Source organism: Shewanella colwelliana ATCC 39565 (genome assembly GCF_000518705.1).
GTDB lineage: Bacteria > Pseudomonadota > Gammaproteobacteria > Enterobacterales > Shewanellaceae > Shewanella > Shewanella colwelliana.
In genome coordinates, this window is record NZ_JAEC01000006.1 from 137786 (window position 1) to 159263 (window position 21478).

20 protein-coding genes are annotated in these 21478 nt (G+C 45.4%); 6 read left to right on the forward strand and 14 right to left on the reverse strand.

Going from position 1 to position 21478, the window contains the following annotated elements; genetic code table 11:
* Positions 1–73 precede the first annotated feature (73 nt).
* Positions 74–964: a DMT family transporter gene (locus tag L876_RS0103935; RefSeq protein ID WP_028762599.1), complete on the reverse strand. Its 891-nt coding sequence runs from the start codon at positions 962–964 to the stop codon at positions 74–76.
* A 232-nt stretch (positions 965–1196) separates the two neighbouring features.
* Here L876_RS0103935 and L876_RS0103940 point away from each other — a divergent pair, with 232 nt between their 5' ends.
* The gene (locus tag L876_RS0103940; protein ID WP_028762600.1) at positions 1197–1691 is read left to right on the forward strand and encodes a MarR family winged helix-turn-helix transcriptional regulator; all 495 of its coding nucleotides are present in this window, start codon (positions 1197–1199) and stop codon (positions 1689–1691) included.
* A gap of 92 nt (positions 1692–1783) precedes the next feature.
* Here L876_RS0103940 and L876_RS0103945 read toward each other — a convergent pair whose 3' ends face one another.
* Both L876_RS0103945 and L876_RS0103950 read right to left on the reverse strand, forming a co-directional pair.
* Positions 1784–2875: a GGDEF domain-containing protein gene (locus L876_RS0103945; protein ID WP_248674466.1), complete on the reverse strand. Its 1092-nt coding sequence runs from the start codon at positions 2873–2875 to the stop codon at positions 1784–1786.
* Positions 2876–3077: 202 nt separating this feature from the next.
* Positions 3078–5012 carry a bifunctional diguanylate cyclase/phosphodiesterase gene (locus L876_RS0103950; protein WP_028762602.1) on the reverse strand — a complete coding sequence of 645 codons (1935 nt, stop codon included), beginning with the start codon at positions 5010–5012 and terminating at the stop codon, positions 3078–3080.
* Between the two features lie 272 nt (positions 5013–5284).
* On the opposite strand from L876_RS0103950, the gene L876_RS0103955 reads away from it, so the two are divergent.
* Complete coding sequence (locus tag L876_RS0103955; protein ID WP_028762603.1) at positions 5285–6733, forward strand: MBL fold metallo-hydrolase RNA specificity domain-containing protein; 1449 nt, start codon at positions 5285–5287, stop codon at positions 6731–6733.
* Positions 6734–6858: 125 nt separating this feature from the next.
* Positions 6859–8082, forward strand: a complete 1224-nt coding sequence (locus tag L876_RS0103960) for a cation:proton antiporter (protein WP_028762604.1) — start codon at positions 6859–6861, stop codon at positions 8080–8082.
* 89 nt (positions 8083–8171) lie between these two features.
* Here the strand turns inward: L876_RS0103960 and L876_RS0103965 are convergent, their stop codons facing one another.
* A complete protein-coding gene (locus L876_RS0103965) occupies positions 8172–9341 on the reverse strand; it encodes an MFS transporter (RefSeq protein ID WP_028762605.1) in 1170 nt (389 codons plus the stop codon).
* 347 nt (positions 9342–9688) lie between these two features.
* On the reverse strand, positions 9689–10696 hold the full coding sequence (locus L876_RS0103970; RefSeq protein WP_028762606.1) for a class I SAM-dependent rRNA methyltransferase: 1008 nt from the start codon (positions 10694–10696) through the stop codon (positions 9689–9691).
* A 115-nt stretch (positions 10697–10811) separates the two neighbouring features.
* Here L876_RS0103970 and L876_RS21050 point away from each other — a divergent pair, with 115 nt between their 5' ends.
* The gene (locus tag L876_RS21050) at positions 10812–11402 is read left to right on the forward strand and encodes an esterase/lipase family protein (protein ID WP_037427936.1); all 591 of its coding nucleotides are present in this window, start codon (positions 10812–10814) and stop codon (positions 11400–11402) included.
* On the opposite strand, the gene rarD is transcribed toward L876_RS21050, so the two are convergent.
* Positions 11367–12281, reverse strand: a complete 915-nt coding sequence (gene rarD, locus L876_RS21055) for an EamA family transporter RarD (protein ID WP_037427938.1) — start codon at positions 12279–12281, stop codon at positions 11367–11369. The genes L876_RS21050 and rarD overlap by 36 nt on opposite strands.
* Before the next feature lie 301 nt (positions 12282–12582).
* On the opposite strand from rarD, the gene L876_RS0103985 reads away from it, so the two are divergent.
* Positions 12583–14124, forward strand: a complete 1542-nt coding sequence (locus L876_RS0103985) for an FG-GAP repeat domain-containing protein (RefSeq protein ID WP_028762607.1) — start codon at positions 12583–12585, stop codon at positions 14122–14124.
* 222 nt (positions 14125–14346) lie between these two features.
* The gene (locus L876_RS0103990) at positions 14347–14559 is read left to right on the forward strand and encodes a hypothetical protein (RefSeq protein WP_028762608.1); all 213 of its coding nucleotides are present in this window, start codon (positions 14347–14349) and stop codon (positions 14557–14559) included.
* A gap of 11 nt (positions 14560–14570) precedes the next feature.
* Here L876_RS0103990 and L876_RS0103995 read toward each other — a convergent pair whose 3' ends face one another.
* The 8 genes from L876_RS0103995 to L876_RS0104030 form a co-directional block, all read right to left on the reverse strand.
* A complete protein-coding gene (locus tag L876_RS0103995) occupies positions 14571–15851 on the reverse strand; it encodes a sensor histidine kinase (protein ID WP_248674468.1) in 1281 nt (426 codons plus the stop codon).
* Positions 15826–16518 carry a response regulator transcription factor gene (locus L876_RS0104000; protein ID WP_028762610.1) on the reverse strand — a complete coding sequence of 231 codons (693 nt, stop codon included), beginning with the start codon at positions 16516–16518 and terminating at the stop codon, positions 15826–15828. The genes L876_RS0103995 and L876_RS0104000 overlap by 26 nt, the downstream gene beginning before the upstream one ends.
* Positions 16519–16659: 141 nt before the next feature.
* The gene (gene mgtE, locus L876_RS0104005; protein ID WP_028762611.1) at positions 16660–18027 is read right to left on the reverse strand and encodes a magnesium transporter; all 1368 of its coding nucleotides are present in this window, start codon (positions 18025–18027) and stop codon (positions 16660–16662) included.
* 75 nt (positions 18028–18102) lie between these two features.
* On the reverse strand, positions 18103–18378 hold the full coding sequence (locus L876_RS0104010; protein WP_028762612.1) for an HPr family phosphocarrier protein: 276 nt from the start codon (positions 18376–18378) through the stop codon (positions 18103–18105).
* Positions 18371–19219 (reverse strand): RNase adapter RapZ, encoded by an 849-nt coding sequence (gene rapZ / locus L876_RS0104015; RefSeq protein WP_028762613.1) that lies wholly within the window; start codon positions 19217–19219, stop codon positions 18371–18373. Before rapZ ends, L876_RS0104010 begins: the two co-directional genes overlap by 8 nt.
* Positions 19216–19659, reverse strand: coding sequence for a PTS IIA-like nitrogen regulatory protein PtsN (gene ptsN / locus L876_RS0104020; RefSeq protein WP_028762614.1), 444 nt, complete (start codon positions 19657–19659; stop codon positions 19216–19218). Before ptsN ends, rapZ begins: the two co-directional genes overlap by 4 nt.
* A gap of 2 nt (positions 19660–19661) precedes the next feature.
* Positions 19662–19949, reverse strand: a complete 288-nt coding sequence (gene hpf / locus L876_RS0104025) for a ribosome hibernation promoting factor (RefSeq protein ID WP_028762615.1) — start codon at positions 19947–19949, stop codon at positions 19662–19664.
* A gap of 30 nt (positions 19950–19979) precedes the next feature.
* Complete coding sequence (locus tag L876_RS0104030; RefSeq protein ID WP_028762616.1) at positions 19980–21464, reverse strand: RNA polymerase factor sigma-54; 1485 nt, start codon at positions 21462–21464, stop codon at positions 19980–19982.
* Positions 21465–21478 lie beyond the last annotated feature (14 nt).

Genomic DNA, 21478 nt, shown 5'->3' on the forward strand with positions numbered 1-21478 from the left:
GGATTTATGGCTTAAGACCTCAGACTTGAAGTTGCTGAAATAGGGAGCTGATGCTCCCTATTTTTTTGCGCTATTAAGAGGTTGTTGCTAGCTGACGCCTTCTCATCAATAAGCTAATTATTTGTGGCATGAGCGAGGCTAATATCATTCCGGCCATTAATAGATATTGGTGGGCAGTGAAACTCTCTCCTAGCAGTATCATTCCAGCCGCGATCCCTGCGACGGGGTTGGCGATGCCACCGAAGGTAAAGTCGACCACGCTCATACGTTGCAGTAACCACACATACATGATGTAACCTAACACGGTATTGAGCAACATTATCCATAGCAGGCCAATGACGTTGCCAAGACTCAACTGCGCGAAAACCTCTTGATACATCACAGGTTCAAATATCGACTGAATGACGGCTGCAATTGCCAGCAGTGCACCGCCAATGATGAGCTGCCAAGTGAGGACTGTCCACCAGGCTATACGGCTACCTGAAGCTTTGGTGATGGTGCTACCAACAATAATGCAGCTGATCGCAGCTAACATGGCCAGCATTCCTATTGGATTGAGACTAATGGCAGTTGGATCGAATAACAGCCAAGCTAAGCCAATCAGTAACGCACCAAAAAAAGCTTGTAACTTAGCTGGTTTTTGTTTGCTAAATAGCCAGTGAAATAGCATAGCAAATACAGGGACTGAGACCATACCTACACCAGAAATTGCCGAAGGTAGGGTTAATGCCATGACAAAGATTAGTGTAAAGAAAGCTGCAATGTTGATACCGCCGAGTTTAAACAGGGTTGGCCACTCTTGAGATGCTGGACGGCTCGGCTTTATGGCCAATAGGATCAGTCCCGCAGGCAGGGCCCTTAGTGCACCAAGTAATAGTGGTGGCCACTCTGGCAAGGTGTATTGGGTGACCGCATAGGTCGTTCCCCAAAAAAATGCAGGGATCATTGCTAGTAAAATATTCATAACATCTCTTAGTACTAAATATCTTTATGTGAAGATAGTTTTGCAGTGTGCACTGTTAGTTTTGGCTTGTAAAGTACCTTTGTGTTAATTATCTTTATGTGAAGTTATATTGCATGTATCATCCAATGCTTAAGTTCAAGAGCCCTAATCGCTGTCGTGCTAGTGATGGCCCGAGTTCGTACTGATACCGCTTTCTATATGCGTATAGTGCAAAAGAGATAGAGATAAAAACATGAAAAATTCAGATGGCGTCGATAAAGTCGTTGCTCAATGGAATAGTGAGAAACCCCATTTAGAGACATTGCCCATGGCGTTATTGGGTCGCATGATGCGCTTATCTAAACATGTGGAAGCTGAGATCGCCGTGTACCATAAAAGCGTTGGACTCACCATGGGAGAGTTTGATGTACTGGCGACATTGCGGCGCAGTGGTGGAGACTTTTGTCTTACACCTTCTGCACTGTTGGCATCAATGATGCTGACCTCTGGTGCCATGACAAATCGCTTGGATAGGTTAACGAGCAAGGGACTTATCAGCAGGCAACATAGTACTGAAGATCGCCGTAGCGTGTCTGTCGCGCTAACTAAGGCTGGTGTCGAGTTGATTGATGTTGCCATAGATAAACATGTTAATGTTCAGCAAGGACTACTCGCTAGCCTTTCTGATGAAGAGCAAAAGAGGATGAATGGGCTATTTAAACAATGGTTACAGCAGTTCGAGGCTTAACCTGAATTCATGACATTAGATGCAAAACAGACCACTAGCAGTTGGCGGGTTAATCGGGAGAGGCTGATGTAGTCTATTCATTTGCTTTGTCATTATGCCGATGATGTGCGGATATTATTTCGTCCAGTTTGCTTGGCTTGGTACATGGCATTATCGGCTCGAGAGAGCAGCGCTTCTAGATTGTCCTCATGCCTGATCGTCGCAATACCGAAACTCGCACTGACGTCTATTGTTTCTCCCTGCCAAGTGAGCGTTGATGCTTGCAACGTTTCTCGAAGTTTTTCGGCGATGATGACAGCAGACTTAGTGTCGGTCACTGGCAGTACGACTAAAAACTCTTCACCGCCAAACCGGCTAAAAATATCTGTGGTTCGCAATACTTTACTCAGGGTGCTAGCGGTATTAACCAGTACTTTGTCACCCGCCTGATGGCCATAGCTATCGTTGATCTGTTTGAAAAAGTCTAGATCAAACAAAATGAGGCTGAACTCTTTGCCTTCTCGTAACCAGAAATGGTGCAATTGCGTCAACTGTTGATGAACCGAACGGCGGTTCCAAAGACCTGTTAGGTAGTCTTTATCGGCTTGCAGGCGAATTTTTTGTACCAAACGAGTTAAGGCATTCCCCATCATAATGACATTGATAAATAATGTGATGATAAGGAAAAACCACAGCATAGGAATCGCTTCGGGCGTCTGAATCGTCGCCAAATGTGTGCCAATCGATGGGATCATCAATAGTGCAACCGCACGGAACAGAAACGTAATACCCAAGATGGCGATAGGGCTGAGTAAAACAATGGCAACATATTTGTTGGCACTGGTACGTAATGCGACAAAGTTGTCTTTTGCTAATAGCAGAAATGTCGCGGATGCCATAAGGGAGAACAGTATACCCAGTGTTGTACTAGACTCGGCACTGGGTGGTGTTGTTAGCATTAGTAGAGCGGTGACTGTGAGCAAGGAGACATCTGATTTTAAGCTGCTTGCGAGGCGAAATAAACGTTGCGTGCCGCGTCTCAACAGGATAAAGCCAGATAGCATGCAGAGATCAGCAATAAACCAGCTGAGATAACTGATCTCATTAGTGCGCAATGAGGTCAAATAGACACCAAATAGCACCAATAAATTAGCGATAGAAAAATAGCTGCAGGCTTTTGGCGCAATCCGTAAAGGATAGGCCATAACACCCCAAGCCACAGTAGCTGTGACGGCGATAAGGCAAATAAAGCGAATAAGAATTTCTGTGTGAAGGTCTATTGGCATGGTCGTGTTTTTATTTTTTCACCAACTATAGAAGAGATCGACAACTGAGGGAATACAAATGTTGCTTTTTTGTGAATCTGATGATTTTAGGCGGCAGTGATTGATGCCGATATCATGGTCATTAATGCGATGCGTTTCGGCTAATATAACGCTGCTCAAACATATCGGCGTCAGCGGGTTTACCATATAGGTAGCCCTGACCATAATCGCAATCTTCATCTCGGATAAACAGATCTTGCGCCTCAGACTCCACACCTTCGGCTATCACATTCATGTTGAGCTTTTTACTCATGGCGATAATGGCCTTAGTTAACTCTCTGTCTTGAATGTTTTTTTCAAGGTTTGTGATAAAACAACGATCAATTTTTAAGGTATTGAAAGCGTATTTTTGTAGGTAACTTAATGAAGAGTAGCCAGTACCAAAATCATCCAGAGAGATGCGAATCCCCAGTCTTTGCAGTTGCGAAATGGTGCGTTTAGCGATCTCTTCATCTTGCAGTAAGATCCCTTCGGTAATTTCTAGCTCTAAGCAGTTAGCTGGTAAGCGATAAAGTGCCAGCAGGTTTGAGATATGCTCGGCAAAATTAGTATCTCTAAATTGCAGCGGTGAGATATTAATGGCAATACGAAAATTACTATTGCATTGCAATCGCCACTGAGCCGCTTGAGAGAGTGCTGTATGCAGTACAAAATTGCCAATATCGATTATTTGACCATTATGCTCGGCTAAACTGATGAACTTGTCTGGCGGCACGCTACCTAGAATTGGGTTATTCCAGCGCAGTAATGCTTCGGCACCAATGATCTCTTTGCTTCTTAGGCTGACTAAGGGTTGATATTGCAGGCTTAACTCTTTGTTTTTGAGTGCATCGACGAGGTGTGACTCTAACAGGTAGCGTTTTTCGATCGTCGACTGTGTTTGCTTAGTGAAAAAACTGTAGGGCGTGCCCTCTGCTTTACTGATACTCATCGCTGCACCAGCCTTTTGAACTAACTCTGAGGGATCATCAGTATCTGTGGGTGCCTGGGCGATACCGATACAGCAGGGGATATTAATTGTAAATTGGCCAATGGTGAAAGGAGTGTTACTGCAACTATTGATTTGATTTATCAGGCTCAAATCACTGTTATTTTCGACTGTCTGCGCGACGATAAACTCGGCCCCCGCTATGCGGGCAAATAAAGTGGTCTTATTTAACAGCCTTTTGATTCGCTGACTGAAAAGCTGCAGAATTTTATCGCCAACCACATAACCATAACTATCATTGACAGATTTAAAGTTACGCAAGCCAAAGTAGATGACATTGATTTCTTGCGGAGTAGGCTGGCTAAGTTGTTGAGTAAGCGAACTAATAAAACCTAATCTATTGGGTAAACCCGTTAAGGCGTCGAAGCTTTTGTGGTATTCGAGTGAGTGCTCAATAGCGGCTCTGCTCTCTATTTCATGAATTAGTTTCTTACTCAATTTGGCAAGATCAGAAGTACGTTGTTGCACATTGTTTTCAAGCACGACATTGAGGTGCTGAAGTTTGGCGTGTTCATAGAGACTAGCTAGATTGGCATTGAGGGCACTTTGGAATCGCTCTAACAGGTGGCGGAATGCTTTACTGTATTCTCGCTCTTTATTGTCGAGCATACATAAGGTGCCAAATGAGCTGTTATCGGGCCAGGTAAGCGGCAGTCCACAGTAGGCAATCATCCCAAGTTTAATATCAGGGTTGTTATCCCAGTCTTTATCTTTTAGGGCATTAGGAACGTGTAGTTCTCGCTGCTCACTGATCACCGTTTCGCAATAGAGGCCGTGGCCTAAGTTTTCGCTGTCGTATTGTTTATAAGGGTTGCCCTGGCTTTGACTACTGGTAAAGACGGAGATCTGTTTGTCGGTGACTCTCATGATTAAAACAGCGGGGGTGTCTACAATTTCAGATAATAAATCAAGGGTTTGCTGCCAACCGTTAAACATCTCTTTAGGCACATCGATTTGAGCCGTATCGATATGGATATGGCTAAACAGGTGCTCATGTTGTAACTGCTGGAGCGTATTACGGTATGGCATGGCGGATCAATCCTTTGAATCGCAGTGATAGTACAATCTACCAACTATAGCGCGTATCTGGCAATAGTGTTATCTAGCTGGCGGGTGGCATTTTGTGTTGGTTGAATATACAAGTTCTCTTTTTGCTGGTTTTGCGCTGACGTTGAACCTTATCATTAAATAATTATTTAATTTTTATACAGATGGTTATTGGGTGGTTTGTGGCCATTAACAAGACTATCTTTTAAGAAGAACCTTTCCACATCTTCCCTCAAGTATTAAGGATGCTTGCCATGCGAATGACGCTTACATTTCTCGGTGCAACCCAAGAGGTGACTGGGTCTTGTCATCTACTTGATATCGATGGGCGGCAGTTGTTACTCGATTGCGGCATGATTCAAGGTGGTAAAGCCGACGCGCTGCGAAATCATGAGCCGTTTGAGTTTGATCCTAAATCTATTCACGCCGTCGTACTTAGCCATGCGCATATCGATCACTCTGGCCGCTTGCCCCTATTGGTTAAGTCGGGTTTTACTGGTCCTATTTATAGCCATAAAGCAACGGTTGAACTGTGTGCGGTTATGCTCAAAGATGCGGCAATGCTGCAGGTTAGAGAGGTGGAGCGGCTTAATAAAAAGCGCATTAAAAACCAATTAGATCCGTTAGAACCACTATTTGATGATGCCGATGTGGATCGGGTGATGCAGCAGTTTGTTGCGCTCGATTATGGGCAGCATTGCCAAGTTGTTCCCAATGTAACCGCATGCCTTAGCGATGCTGGTCATATTTTAGGATCGGCTATCGTTGAGCTATGGCTGGGTGAAAAGGGAGCGACTAAGAAAGTTGTATTTAGTGGTGATCTAGGCCGAGCCGGTATGCCTATTTTGGATGACCCGACTTTTATAGAAGAAGCTGATTTAGTCTTGATGGAGAGTACCTATGGCGATCGCTTACACCGCAGTTGGGAGGATACCTTAACGGAACTCAAATCGATTTTTGCCAGTACCATTAAACAAAGTCGTGGCAATATATTACTACCAGCTTTTTCGGTGGGGCGGGCTCAAGAGTTGCTTTATCTATTTCATCTGTATGCCAAAGAGTGGGATCTCGGTCGCTGGCGTATCTGTCTCGACAGCCCCATGGCGATTAAAGCTACCGCCATCTATGCTGAAAACTACAGTTTAATGGATGAAGACTTTAAGCGATTTACTCGTTTATCACCGGGACAGCACCCATTGCTGTCCAATGTGGATTTTATCGATACCACTGATGAGTCGATGGCGCTTAATCATATCCATCAAGGTTTGATAGTGATTGCGGGTAGCGGCATGTGTAATGGTGGCCGTATTCGCTGCCATTTAGAGCACAATCTAGCTAACCCATTGTCTGATGTGATCATATGTGGCTACCAAGCCATGGGGACCCCAGGGCGTTTGTTAGTCGATGGTGCCGACAGCCTGACTATTCGTGGGAATCCTATTCCAGTCAAGGCTAAGTTGCATACCGTTGGCGGATTGTCAGCGCACGCGGATCAGGCCGAACTGCTGCGTTGGTACCAGCATTTCAACGACTCGCCACCCGTGATCTTGGTGCATGGTGAAGTAGAGGCGCAAAAAACCTTGTTAGCCCAGTTGCAAAACGATGGGGAGGATAGCGGTTGTCATGGTGTGATTGCCGAGCACGGTGATAGGTTGGACTTAAGCGCATTGCCTCACTTAGTGTGGCTGCCAGCGCCAAGTTAATCTGGGGGGGGCGCTACAGTGGCGCATCACCACTAGGACCTAGGGTGATTAAAGGCGAGCCAAATCGAGCGATATTTGCTAGCTTGTGGGTTAAGTTACGTTTTTAACCCAAGGACAAGTTAGGCATGGATGAGCATATCGTCATTTTAGTTATCGCATTGATAGTATTGTTGTATGGCTACATATCAAAAGGCTTATCACGTCTAAATATCTCTGGACCTATGGTGTTTACTGGATTGGGGTTGCTGCTCTCGCCATTAGGTATCAATGTCACACAGGTAGAGGTCGATGCTGAGTTTGTCACTGTGATTGTTGAGATTGCCTTAGTGTTAGTGCTATTTGCTGATGCAGCCTTGCTCGACCTTAAATTGTTGCGTAGCTCTTGGTTAATCCCCGCAAGGTTATTGTTTATCGGCTTACCCATCACTGTGGTAGCAGGCACATTAGCGGCGCAATGGATATTTCCCAATGAGCCTCTGACCTCACTTATCTTATTGGCATTGCTGTTAACGCCCACTGATGCTGCGTTGGGGAAGGCGGTGGTGTCAGATCCAAAAGTCCCAAAATGGGTCCGCTCTAGTATCAATGTGGAAAGTGGCCTCAATGACGGTATTATTTTCCCCATGTTGTTGACGGTCATTGCTCTGATTTTAAGCGATACAGGCAACAGCCAAGACCAACATTGGGTGGTCTATGTTGGCCAGCAGATTGTTTTTGGTGCCATCGTGGGCGCAGTCGTGGGTTATCTTGGTACCAAATTACTGGTATGGGCAGACAGTAAGAACTTGGCTGAAACCAGTTATCAAAACCTCATTCCAATCGCACTGGCTATTTTGGCCTTTTATTTGGCTGAAACACTGTCGGGCAATGGCTTTATCGCTGCCTTTTTTGCCGGTTTGTACGCGGGAAATACCTATGAGAAAACCCGCAGTCATATTGAAGATTTTGCTGAGAGTGAAGGGGAGCTTTTTGTATTGATTAGCTTCTTTGTTTTCGGTCTCGCGTTTGTACCGATAACCTTAGCCTACGTAACTTGGGATGTGGTGCTGTATTCGCTATTGAGTTTAACTGTGCTGCGAATGATTCCCGTTGTTATTTCACTGACGGGTAGCAAACTCGATCTGTCCACTAAACTGTTTATTGCTTGGTTTGGACCTCGTGGCATCGCCTCCATTTTATATGTGTTGATTGTGGTGCATGAGATGGGCAGCATGGCGGGGTTTGAAACTGTTTATGCGGTGGTGACCGTTACTGTTTTGATGAGCATCTTGACCCATGGTCTCAGTGCACAACCATTGGCTAACCGTTATGCGCGTCAGCACAGTGAACAGCCCGCTGATAATGGTTAAGAGTCAACTGTGTAGGTCCATAACCCTATTGTGTTACCGCATGTCATGGGCCATGAATACTCTGCGACTCATGGCCTAGTCGTGAACGATTAGCCTGCAATAGGGTTTTGTCCCGAATGTATCTTGGCAGAGCTACTCATTAACATGTACAAACACGTCGTGAGAAAGCAAAAACCTAAGTACAGAATCACCTGATTAGGTGAGTCAAATAAGTTAACCGCTAGCTGAGGGCCGACCACGGAGCCAACACTATAACTGAGTAGCATAATCTCTGTTGCTGACACTATTTTTGCTATCGGTAGCGTTTCACAGGCCAAGGTGATGGCGATAGGGTACAGCGCAAAACTTGCCGCTCCGATAGTAAAGTAGCTGATGCTTTGCAGTGCAAAAGTTTGCGATTCCAGTATGCCAACAATACCCACTAGACCTAGCAAACAAAATAGTGCCATCAATAGATGTTTACCCATGCGTGTTGAGAGGTAGCTGACTAAGGGCTGCACTAGCATACCGCCCAAAATGATGGTTGCCATCAAGGTGCCCGTTTGTTCAGGGCTACCGATTTTCGCACTAATGTAACTTGGCATAATGCCGTAAATTGGCCCGAGTAATAGCCCTGACACTAGACAGCCGAGAACAGCAGGCTTACTGAGTTTGCTTAACTCATGGATATTAAACTTTTGATGTTTAATCATCACGGGTTGGCCACGTTTGATAAGTAGCGGGGGCATCATGGCTAAGATTAGAAATGCCATCACCGAAAAATAAGGTAACATCCCCACGACGCCCAGTGGTGCAATAGCAAGCTGGCCAATGGCGCTGCCGCCATAGAGCGATGCCATATATAAGCCTAAGCGTTTAGCACGTGCTTTAGCCGTGTCAGCCATCAATAACCATGACTCCACCACAACAAACACGCCTGCCACAGCAATGCCTGCGATAAATCGCATGGCTAACCACATGCCAGCATTTGGCCAAATTAACATGCCTATGATAGTCAGGGTGAGTAGCGCAAGAAAGGCCACTAAAGCCATTCTATGTCCACAGCGTGACACCACCGACTCAACGGTTAAGGTGCCACATAAAATGCCGAGGTAGAAGACACTCGCAAGCCAAGAAACTAAAGATAGTTCAAGTCCAAATGAAGATAATGATAGCGGGATCAAGCTCATTAAAAATCCTGATGCCACAGCAAAAAATGACAATCCTGCGACAGGTGTCAGTGTGCTGTTTTTAGTATCATTAGTGGCGGCTATTTCCACCTTTGTCTCCTAGATAAGTTAACTTTTTAATAGTTTGGTAGTGAATTTTGGAGAGCGGATTTTAAGGCAAAATATTAAAGAGTAAAGTAGATTTTTTATGCAGCAGACTAATTTTAATGTAATTGTGATTTAAGTATCTAATATAAAAGAGGCTTTAATGGTTGGTGATGCAGTGATTATTAAGGTGAGATACTTTTTATACTGACGTTTTAGCGGGTTTGAATTCTCAGGTAAGTATCGACTTAATGATGATATATAGCTTTTATGTTTATTATTTTGGTGGGTTTTGTTTGTATTTGCCATCAAAGTTGATTTTTGTGATGGCAAATACTGATGTGAAAGATGGCTTACCCCAATGTTAAGGCTACCATTTTCAGCGGGTGATTGCCGTCGAATGAGGGAAAGTCTTCATGACACTCTAGCCACTCATAAGCGCTGATACTGCGCCCCTGTTTTGCTACACAACGAGATAAGGCATCATACCAAGTTTGCTTGTCTACCTTTGCCACATTGTTACAACAGACAATGGTTCCGCTGCTTTTAGTCGATAGCATGGCGGGCTTAAAAAGGCTCTGGTAATCGTTAATTAAGTCGACCGTGCCAAAAGGGCTTTTTGCAAATCGAGGTGGGTCGAGAAACACCAAGTCAAATTGGGTGGCGCTCAACTTCGGGTAGCTTGGAAGTTTTTGATTACGACGTCCGCCCACCTTCATACCCGCAAGCTGACGCATGGCTGGAAAAGCGTCGCTTTGGACAAATTCGCAGACAGATTCAACACCGTTAAGTTGGGCATTCTTTTTGCCTGCAGCCAGTGCAAAGGATGAAAAATCTACATTGATCACCTTTTGTGCTCCGCCAACCGCCGCTGCAGTGCCGATACCACAGGTATAGGAGAAGAGATTAAGTACGGTTTTGTCTTGGCTATTGGCACGCACATACTCTCGGCCAACACGCATGTCGAGAAACAGTAGTGGATCTTGCCCCTCATGACGTAGCTGACTCGTAAATTTGATACCATTCTCTTGCATCACTTGTTCAGATTTTGCGAAGCCTTCCAGTTCGTCATCGAGTTGGTTGAGGATACGTGAATTTTTATTGGAACGATCGTTGTATACCACTGGCAGTGTGCATACCGCTTTAAGCGCTTGTTCAATTTCATTGCGCTCATCTTGGGTTAATGTGTGATGGAAGGTTTGCACTAACCAAGCATCGCCATATCGGTCAATATTGAGTCCATTAATCCCTTCAACCGTTCCATGAAATACACGAAAACAGTCGGTATTGTTGGCGTGTACCTGCGCGATGAGCGACGCACGTGCGGTTAATGCGCTAGCTAACAAAGTGGTGATCGACATAGTTTAAGTGTCCGTATTGAATGGTAAGCTGAAATTAAGGGCGCAATCATAGCAAATATTGCCGATGAATTTGCTAAATTTAGATTAGCGTCAAACGCAGACCCATGAGGTGTCGATGAAGCTAGTACTGGTGCACGGTATATTTAACACAGGCCATGTGATGGCGTGGATGAAGAAACGTTTTGAACAACAAGGGCATGAATGTTTCAATCCAACCATAGCACCATTCGATGGACGTCACGGTATAGAGTATGCGGCCAGCGTGTTGAAAAGCGCGATTGACCAACGTTTTGGTAATCATGCTGAGATCGTTTTGGTGGGTTTTAGCATGGGCGGTATCGTAGCGCGCTATTATCTGCAGATGCTTGGCGGCGCTGAGCGTACTCGTTCACTCTACTCAATATCTAGCCCCCACAATGGGAGTTACTTGGCGTATTTGCCCTATCCCTCAAAGGGGGTTAAACAGTTGCGCCCCAATAGCGCGTTATTGCAGGTACTCGATCGCCATGTGGATGGCCTATCTAAGGTTCAGCTTTACTCATTTCGTACACCGATGGACCTCACCATAGTGCCAAGTCGTAGTTCCCATTGGCCTCTGGCTAGCAATAAAGTGTTCATGGTACCACTGCATCTTTCGATGATCTTTAGTCGCCGGATCGTCGATGAAATATCAGTGAGCGCTATGGGTTATCCATCGCTGCCGTAGGCGAGGTAAGGCTTCCAATGAGCAAAATAGCAAGCCGGTCCAGATGAAGCCGAAGCTGACGGCTTTGACTTGATCAAACTGCTCATTAAACAGTGTCACAGCCAAAATAAAGTGAATGCTTGGCTCAATATATTGCATTAATCCAACCATCGAGAGGCTGGTGGCACGGATAGCCAATGCAAAAAAGATCAGTGGCAGTAGCGTCACAGGCGCAGACCCCATATAGAGCAGGATCTGTGTGTTTGAACCTGACAGGGCGACACTTTGGTCGGTAAGAGCAAGCCAAAGCAGGTAACACATGGCCATGGGCGTCAACAACGCCGCTTCTATGGTGACAGAGGTGAGCGAGTCGAACTGAATATACTTTTTACACAGACCATACAGGGCAAAGAACCCGCCCATTAGTAGGGCTAACCAAGGTAAGGCTTGGTATTGATAAATCATGTAACCAATACCTATGGCACCTAAAAACACCGCTAATTTTTGCGCTAAAGTGAGTTTGTCGCCTAAGCACACAACCCCTAATGCGATGGCAAACAGTGGATTGATGAAAAAACCTAAGCTGGCGGCGAGAACCTGACCATGGGTCAGCGCCCAAGTAAAGCTATACCAAGACACGCACATGATGATTGACGCTAAGCCGCATAATGCAACGGAGCGCTTATTGGCACGTAACTGTGCGATAGAGGGTAGTGGTTTGCCCATGACAAAAAACACTAACAACATAAAAGGTACCGAGCATAATAGTCGAAATGCCAACAGTTCATTGATACTGGCATTGGGTAAAAACTGGTAATACAGCGGCATGAGTCCCCAGAGTAAAAATGAGACCGCTGCAAGGGCATTACCTTGAAATGTTGAACGTGCTGAGCTTGGCATAAGGATCCGAAAAAGAAAACTGACGTTGGTATGCTTGATAAAAAGGAGCGCAATTCTCTCACCGAATAAGTGGTGTGACTGTGAGATTAATCACCGAATGATGAAGTTAACCGCTTCTCTGAATGAGGAAAAGTAAGCTGCATTTTGGCTCTAGTTTGCTTTAAGTCATATGAAATGATTAGTGGCATAAAGTGTAATTAGTTTGTAACAATGCATTAACCGAACTTTTCTTTTCGGCAGGAGTCGATAGATTAGACAAAGATAATTTCCCAGTGTGGGAGGTTGAAGGAGATATTTGCAGATGGAAAATGCCAAATTGGCTGTGAGTTCCTTAGTATTAGTACTGACGATGTTGCTGGGATCGGCGCACGCACTGGCTAAGCAAAGTAGTGAACAGATTGAGTTGTTGTCGCATACTGTTGAAACAGAGTTTCGTCTTACGCACCCAATTTTATCTGTTGATCTCACTGCCAGTCCAGGTAAAGAGCTCGTCGCCATTGGTGTTGATGACAATCAGTCTCGTTGGCTGTCGCTGTATGAGTTCAATCAAACCAGTGGTCAATATGGGCAGAAGTTTAAACAGCGCCTCCCCAATGCTTTCTTCTCATTTGATTTAACCAAGCCAAGTGAGCGATTTCCTCAGCAAGCTGCTGCGCTGTACTTTCAATCAAGCGAACAGCTTTTTCAGTTGGTGGTTAGCGATGAGGGACTTGAGTTTGAGCCTAAGCAGAGCATTGCACCGCTCATATTAAAATCAAGAGTCGACTTTATTTCTCGCGGTGACTTTGTCCACGATCTTAATCAAGATGGTCTAGATGACTTTGTTATTAATAGTTTTTCTCAGACGGAATTGTTGCTCGCCCAAGCTGAGGGGGACGTTATCCGACAAATATTGCCGATTAAGCCTCAAGTATTGTTGTACCGTGATGGCGCTCGATATACCCAAGCCATTCTCTATTTTGCCGATATGGATCTCGATGGGCGCAACGATATTGTTAAAATCGCCGAAGGGGAGTTTGAGGTGTATGCACAGCAGGAAAACGGCCAGTTTGATACTGTGGCGCGCTTTGTCCCTGTGAGTCTGGCTATCAGTGGTGTCAATTGGTGGAATAAACGAGATGCCTACGGTGAAGAACTTGATCAAAGCGATCTTATCTATCGCAAAGTCGAACAGCTTAAAGACATTAACAATGATGGTTTAGTCGACATGATAGTGCGTTATACCAAAAGCTCAGGTGTACTGGATAGAGTCAATGACTATGAGATCTACTTGGGTCAGAACACCTTAGCCAAGTTACAGTTCCCCAAAAAACCTGACAGTGTTATTCGAGCCGATGGCACATTAACTGGCTTTGAGTTAGTGGATATAGATGGTGATAAGCGCGATGAAGTGATGGTGTCAGGGTTTGATATTGGCTTATCACAAATTATCGGTGCATTAGTCTCTGGTGGCATAGATCAGGATGTTCACCTGTTTAAGATGAACGCTGAAAGTGGCTATGCTAACAAAGCCAATGTCAGCAAAGAGGTGGAGTTGAGCTTTAGTTTAACCTCAGGCCAGAGTGGTAGCCCAGTGGTTAAGTTAGCCGACTTAAATGGTGATGGTTTACAAGATCTGATGCTTTCTGACGGTGAACAGGCGTTGCGTCTTTATTTAGGTGATGGTAGCAAAGGGTTATTTGATGATGACAGTGATGGCTTTAAGCTACAACTCCCTCAAGAGGGCAGCGCGTTGGTGAGCGATGATCTGAACGCAGACGGAAAAGACGATCTGATTATTAAATATGGCCGACAAGACAGTAAAGCGCTGCAATATAAATTTGTGGTGATCATGGCGCAGTAATGCGTGTTAGTTATGCCTGATACATAGTGTTTCAATAAAGTTTGCCACTAGCCGCCTTAAAAAATATCTATTTTTCAGGCGGCTACAAAAGAATCAGCAAGATTGTCGTTTTGTATCATTGTTCATCACGCTAGCTTAAGATTCAGTTCATCTTCTGTGGATATATTTTGCGCATTGACGGCGGTTTTGCCATCAGGCAATAAAAGGTATTCAGGGGGATTTATGATTGGTATGGGCAGTGCGTCGGCCATGGGGAGTGCGCAAACTGCGATAAATATCGTGACCTATCTTGGCGCGACTTGCTTGACCATAGTGGCTATCGGTTTTGCCATTGCTCTGTATCAAGAGTGGAAAATAGTTCGTGAATACAAGCGACGTAAACAAGATTGCAAATTCTTCGAAAGTCTCGCCGATATATCGCACAAATATCGCTAGTTTGCTTAGCGCTATGCGTGTGGAAAGTGAAGCATGGCAATACAGCCGGGTTCAGTGTCTTGCAGGCTAAACTTCCACTGATAGCGTTGGCATAGCGCGTCCACAATGAGCAGCCCTAATCCATGACCTTGCTGGTCGCGTTCATTGCGAGTTAAACCTCGGCCATGATCAACAACCCAAATAGCTTCTTGATTGACCTTCAATTCAATTTCTCCCCCTTCGCTAGCGTTAATTGCATTACTCAGCAGATTAATCAGTAGCATGCGTAGTACGGCTTCTGATGGGGTAATTAATGGTTCGGCTTGAATGTCTACGTCGATAACAACCGCTTTACTGTCCGCGAGTGGCTGCACGTAACGAATCACCTTGGAGAGTTCGGCCTGGGTCAAGACACGTTGCTGCTCACTGTAGTATTCATCTTCATGGCGTACTAGGCTGAGCAAGGCATCGATTGTATGCTGCATATCGTTGGCAGCATTGACTATTCTATCTCTTTGACGGATTTTAAACGCTTCATTACCTTGTTGTTGCAGCAGCCGGCCTGCGCCTTGAATGACGGTCAAAGGGGTTCTGAGTTCATGGCTGGCGTAGCGCGAGAACGCTTGTTCCTGTTTGATCAACTTATCTATTTGCCGTTGGTATTGATTTAAACTGGCTGCGAGCTCACTAAACTCCAGTGCGGCGCCGCTGGAAACCTTAAATTCACTCGGGGCTTGGACTAATTTCAATTGATCACTGAGTTGACGGACTGGTGACACCAATCGCCGGATTAGCTTTGAGATGGCAAAACCAAACAGAATGAATAGTAGAAAAGTCACCGCCAAGATAGTGATATTGATATTGCGCCATTCTTGGTTACTCAGCTCCACCTGAGCGGCGTTCATGATGATGATAAGCGGTTTAGTCTCGCCCTCTTGCTGATATTCACTGCGCAGAACAAATAGGTCATCCGCAAAAGTGTCATGCAGTTCATCAATAAAGCCCAAGGGGAGCTGCTTGATGAACTGATCTTGCTGCGGGATAGCATTGAGATCGTTATAGGCCTTGATGTTGGTGTTGAGCTGCAAAGGTGATTCGGCCCCAGCGCGAAAGGCATTGATAGCCATGGGCGATGTTTGCACTAAGGTGCGCCGATTTAATTCATCCTCTAACCAATAGAGTGTCGTTAGGCTTAAGCCATATAAAATAGCGCCGACCAAGACTGCAATGGCACTAAAATAGAGGCTCATTTTCCGGGTTAAACTCTTCGCGCTGTGTTGCACCTTGTCACTCACTCTGGATTGGTGATTCAAGCTTAAACCCTATTTTGGGGACGGTAACGATTAATGGGTAATCAAAAGGCTTATCAATCTGGTTGCGCAATTGGTACATGTGGCTACGCAGAATATCGGCACTGGGGGCTTCTTCCCCCCAAAGTTGCTGAATGATCTCTTCGCGCTTTACCACATTAGGCGCGCGAGTCATTAGTAGTTGGATTATTCGATAGCAGGTTGGCGTCACAAACAACTTGATTCCATTGCGATAGACACTATGTTCGGCGCTATTGAGTGTGAGAGGGCCATAGCTAAGACAGGCTTTTGCAACCTTGCCTTGATGACGTTTAATTAGCGCGGCTAGGCGTGCTTGCAGTTCATCGAGATCGAAAGGCTTAGCCAAATAATCATCAGCCCCAGAGTTGAAACCTGCGAGCAGATCTTTTTTTTCGTCCAGCGCGGTTAGCATCAGAATCGGTGTGCTACAGCCATATTCTCGTAGTTGTTTGGCGACAGAGAGTCCATCCAATTTAGGCAGCATGATATCGAGAATGATTGCATCGAAGTTACCGGCCTTGGCGAGGTTATACCCATGTTCGCCATTGGTGGCAAAATCAACGCTAGCCCCTTCTGACTCAAGAAAGTCAGCCAATATCCCAGCAACATCGGGGTTATCTTCGACGATTAATATTTGGGTATTGTGCATAGCCACTCTCTTTATGTAATCGTTGGTATTATGCCTATTTCACGTGAAAAATTTGTCGATGATGCGTTGCGTTAGTCATTCCAAGTTTTGCACTGTGAGCGCTTGCTACCAGTATCGAAAATCATGAACTATTGGCTGTTCTTATTGCAATAAGAACAGGGTCGCTAACCCGAGAAAAGCAAATAAACCTATCACATCTGTGACGGTCGTTAGCACCATACCACCTGCCAGTGCTGGGTCAATATTGAGTTTTTTTAGTAGCAGCGGAATACTGGCGCCTGCGAAGCCTGCAACAGTCATATTGATCAACATGGCACCGCCAATGAGTGCCCCTAATGCAATATCTCCTTTCCACAACCATACCGCAAGGAAGACGAGTATCGACCAGAGTACGCCATTGAGAAAGCCGATCGCCAGCTCCTTACCAATAAGCCAGCGCGAGTTACTTTGACCTATTTGCCCTAAGGCAATACCACGAATAACCAAGGCTAAGGTTTGGTTGCCAGCGACGCCTCCCATGCTGGGGACTATGGTCATTAAAATGGCAATGGTGGCAAATTGCTCCAAAGTGCCTTCGAACATATTACTGACTGAGGCGGCAAGCAGTGCAGCAAAGAGGTTGATGGTTAACCACAGAGAACGCCTAAAGGTACTTTTAAGTACTGGTCCAAAGGTATCGGTATCGTCGTCCATCCCCGCCATACCCATCATAGAGTGCTCAGCGTCTTCACGAATTATATCGACCACATCATCGATGGTGATACGGCCCAGAAGTCTGTTGGTGTCATCATCGACAACAGGGGCTGACAACCAGTCATGGCGTTCGAATAGCTGCGCCACTTCGCCGTCATCCATGCCGACCGGGATCCCCTCTAAGTCGTCATTCATGATCTCACGAATCGAGGCATTTGGGTCGCAGGTCAGCAGATCGGCAATACGCACACCACCGAGTAAACAGTCACTTTTATCGACGACATAGAGCATATCTGTTGCTTGTGGTAGCTCGCCACGAATACGCAGGTAGCGCAGAATTACATCTATGTTGACATCCGGGCGTAGTGTCACCGTATCAGTGTTCATGATACTGCCTGCGGTGTCGTCGGGATAGGAGAGGGCTTGTTCTACTCTGGCTCTATCTTGGGACCTCATTGACTGCAATACTTGGTTAAATACACTGTCTGGCAGGCTACGCAGAATATACGCTAGATCATCGGTATCCATCCCTTCGGCGGCTTTAGCTACGCGCTCGGGACTCATCTGCCTAATCAGATTATCTTTGAGCTCTTCGCCTAATTCGTCAAGGATCTCACCAGTATGCTCTTGGTCAATCAGCTGCCATAACACTTGTCGTGTTCTCGGTGGTGATGACTCTAAGATGAAAGCAATATCTGAGGCTGCCATGTCGTGCAACATACTGCGCACATGGACAAACATCCCACTGCTTAGGGCTTGAGTAAGCTGATTTAGACGTTGATCACTTGTATCACTGTCTAACACTTCGATCGGCATAGCTCCTCCCTAGATGAATGGGGTATTTGATTCTAGCTAATGGTAATGGCTACTGTGGGTTTTATTGGGTGATGATTATACAGCTTCATCAAATTTGGCATCGATAAGCGAGCTGATGGCATCCAATGCCGCTTGGGCATCTTTGCCTTCGCTAATCAGGGTGATGGTTTTACCCATGCCGGTTTCAAGCATCAGCAAGCCTAAAACACTCGCCGCTGACGCTGTTTTATCGCCCTGAATCAGAGTCACTTGCGCATCAAATTTTGCGGCAAGTACCGCCAGTTTCGTGGCGGCACGGGCATGAAGCCCCAACTTATTACAGATTGTCAGCTGACGCTCAAGTTTAGCCATTTTTTAATTCTCGATGGCGCGCCTGAACCTTGTGTTTACTCTTGCTGAAAAGTTTCGCTAATTGATCGGTGACATAGACCGAGCGATGTTGACCGCCAGTACAACCAATGGCAATTGTGAGGTAACTGCGATTGTTGCGTTCAAGATGAGGCAACCAAGTTTCTAACAGATTTTCTATCTGCCAAATAAACTTACTCACTAAGGGTTGTTGGCTTAAAAACAGTTGCACGGGTTCGTCTAGACCTGTGAGTGGTCTTAACTCTGCTTCCCAATGTGGATTAGGTAAGAAGCGCGCATCAAACATGAAGTCAGCTTCACTGGGCATTCCGTATTTGAAGCCGAATGACTCAAAATTGATCACTAACTCTTTATCTACGGTGCCAAGTAAGATCTCGCGTACTTTGTCGCTGAGATCATAAATATTGAGCGTAGAGGTATCAATGTAATGGTCAACGAGCTTAGCGATAGGTTCAAGCATCTTACCTTCAAGCTGAATAGCCTCTTTAAGAGAAACTTTTGAGCGAGAAAGCGGATGAAGACGCCGAGTTTCACTGTAACGCTTGAGCAACACATCGTCAGATGAGTTGAGAAAAAAGCTCAGTAGTTCGGTGTCTTTAGGCAAGTTAGCCAACTGCTTTTCGAGTTGAATATCACCGCTCGGCATATTACGAACATCGACGCTAATGGCGACTAACTCATTGCTGCCTTTTAGCTGGTTTAGTAATGACTCCACCATCTGCAAAGGTAAATTATCAACACAGTAATACCCAAGATCTTCAAGGACCCTTAGTGCAACTGACTTTCCCGAGCCTGATCGGCCGGACACCATAACCAACTTCATTGAGTGATCACCTGATAGAGTTCTGCCTCATCCTGGGTTTTTCTTAGCTGCTTCATGATGGCTTTATCATTGAGCTTTTCAGCCATGGCGGCCAAAGTACTAAGATGTTGCTCGCATTGATCTGCGGGCACCAGTAATGCAAAAAGGATATCGACTGGCTGATTATCTATTGCATCAAATGCAATAGGTTCAGCACACTTTACGAGAACAGCCACTGGTTGCTCTATACTTGAGAGTCGCCCATGGGGAATCGCGATACCATTACCTATACCTGTGCTGCCCATTTTTTCTCTCGCCAGAAGGCTTTCAAATATCTCTTGAGAGGAGAGGGTCGGGTACTGGACAGCGGCTAAGTCGCTGATAAGTTCCAGTACCTTTTTCTTACTGCCCGGGGTCGCGCAGGTAGTGCACTCCGGCTGCAGGATGGTACTAAGTTCCATCGTTAATGTTTAGTAAGCTTCTCTTTGTGTTTAATGACCTGACGATCTAACTTGTCTATCAGGGAGTCTATTGCGGCGTACATATCCGAATGTTCTGATGTTGCGAAGACTTCTCCACCACGGAGACGTAACTTAGCTTCAACTTTTTGCTGCATTTTTTCGACATTTAATACAACGTGGACATTATTGATCTGATCGAAATGTCGTTCAAGTTTTGTAAATTTTTCTTCAACATAGTTCCGTAGAGATTGGGTTATCTCGATGTGGTGCCCAGTCAGGTTTATTTGCATAAATTTACTCCTCCGGTTTCCAGTTGTTGATTATAAACTTTTGCGCTGATTCGACGGCGGGATCAACATCGCCTCTCGATACTTAGCAATGGTGCGTCGAGCGACCTTAATCCCTTGTTCAGCCAATAATTGTGCCATTTTGCTATCGCTTAATGGTTTCTTCTGGTTTTCAGCAGCAACAAGCTTCTTAATAAAGGCGCGTATCGCTGTTGATGAGCATTCTCCACCATCATCGGTACCAACGTGGCTGGAGAAGAAATATTTTAGTTCAAAAATACCGCGTGGGGTGTGCATATATTTTTGGGTGGTCACACGCGAGATAGTGGATTCATGCATTTCAACCGCTTCGGCGATATCATTGAGCACCATGGGCTTCATCGCTTCTTCACCAAATTCAAAGAAACCCTGTTGGAAATCAACGATGCAGTTGGTGACTTTAAGTAGTGTGTCGTTACGGCTTTCTAGACTCTTTAAAAACCACTTTGCTTCTTGAAGGTGACCACGGATAAATTGTCCGTCAGCTTGGCTCTTGGTACTTCGTGCCATTGCCGCATAATGCTGGTTAACATTAATTTTAGGCATACTATCTGGATTTAGCTCAACCACCCAGCGGCCTTTTTTCTTGGTCACTGTAACATCTGGGATCACGTACTCATCACGACTGGCTGTAATGGCTAATCCTGGGCGTGGATTCAGAGTCTGAATCAGCGCAATTGCATCACGCAGATCATCTTCTTTTAGCTTAGTTTTGCGCATCAATAAGCGGAAATCACGCCCTGCGATCAGGTCTAAGTGTTCGCTGATAAGCATTCTTGCATTGTCGATGTGTGGCGTGTCATTACTGTATTGTGTTAGCTGAATCGTGAGGCATTCACTTAAGTCCCTAGCGGCTACGCCTATGGGGTCGAAGTGTTGCACACGTTTTAAAACTGCTTCAACTTCATCGAGCTCTATTTCAGGGTCGCCCATAGCTTCAAGAATATCATCACAGTTTTGGGTGAGATATCCACGCTCATCAATAGCGTCAATAATTGCGGTGGCGATGGCCAAGTCATTGTCTGAAAAAGGGGTGAGATTTTTTTGCCACTCTAAGTGTTCGTAGAGGCCCTCGGTAGTTTCACCTTGGAAAGGCATATCGTCATCACGCATTGCGCCAGAACTTGAGTTGGGGGAAGCGGTATACATCTCATCCCAAGTGGTATCTACGGGCAACTCATCGGGCATGGAATCTTGAGTCAGGGCGTCAGACGTCTCTAAACTCGAATTATCTTGGCTGGAATCAACTTCAATCTTGTTATCGTAGTTAGTATCAAAGTTATCGCCGTCATCTTGCTGTGATTCGGTGTTGGCACCCTCTTGCTCTTCATCTAACTCGAGTAACGGATTAGATTCTAATGCTTGTTGGATCTCTTGTTGCAGTTCCAGTGACGACAATTGCAACAGACGAATCGCCTGCTGTAACTGTGGAGTCATGGTTAAATGCTGACCCATTTTGAGCTGAAGTGACGCTTTCATCGTACTGCTATTCC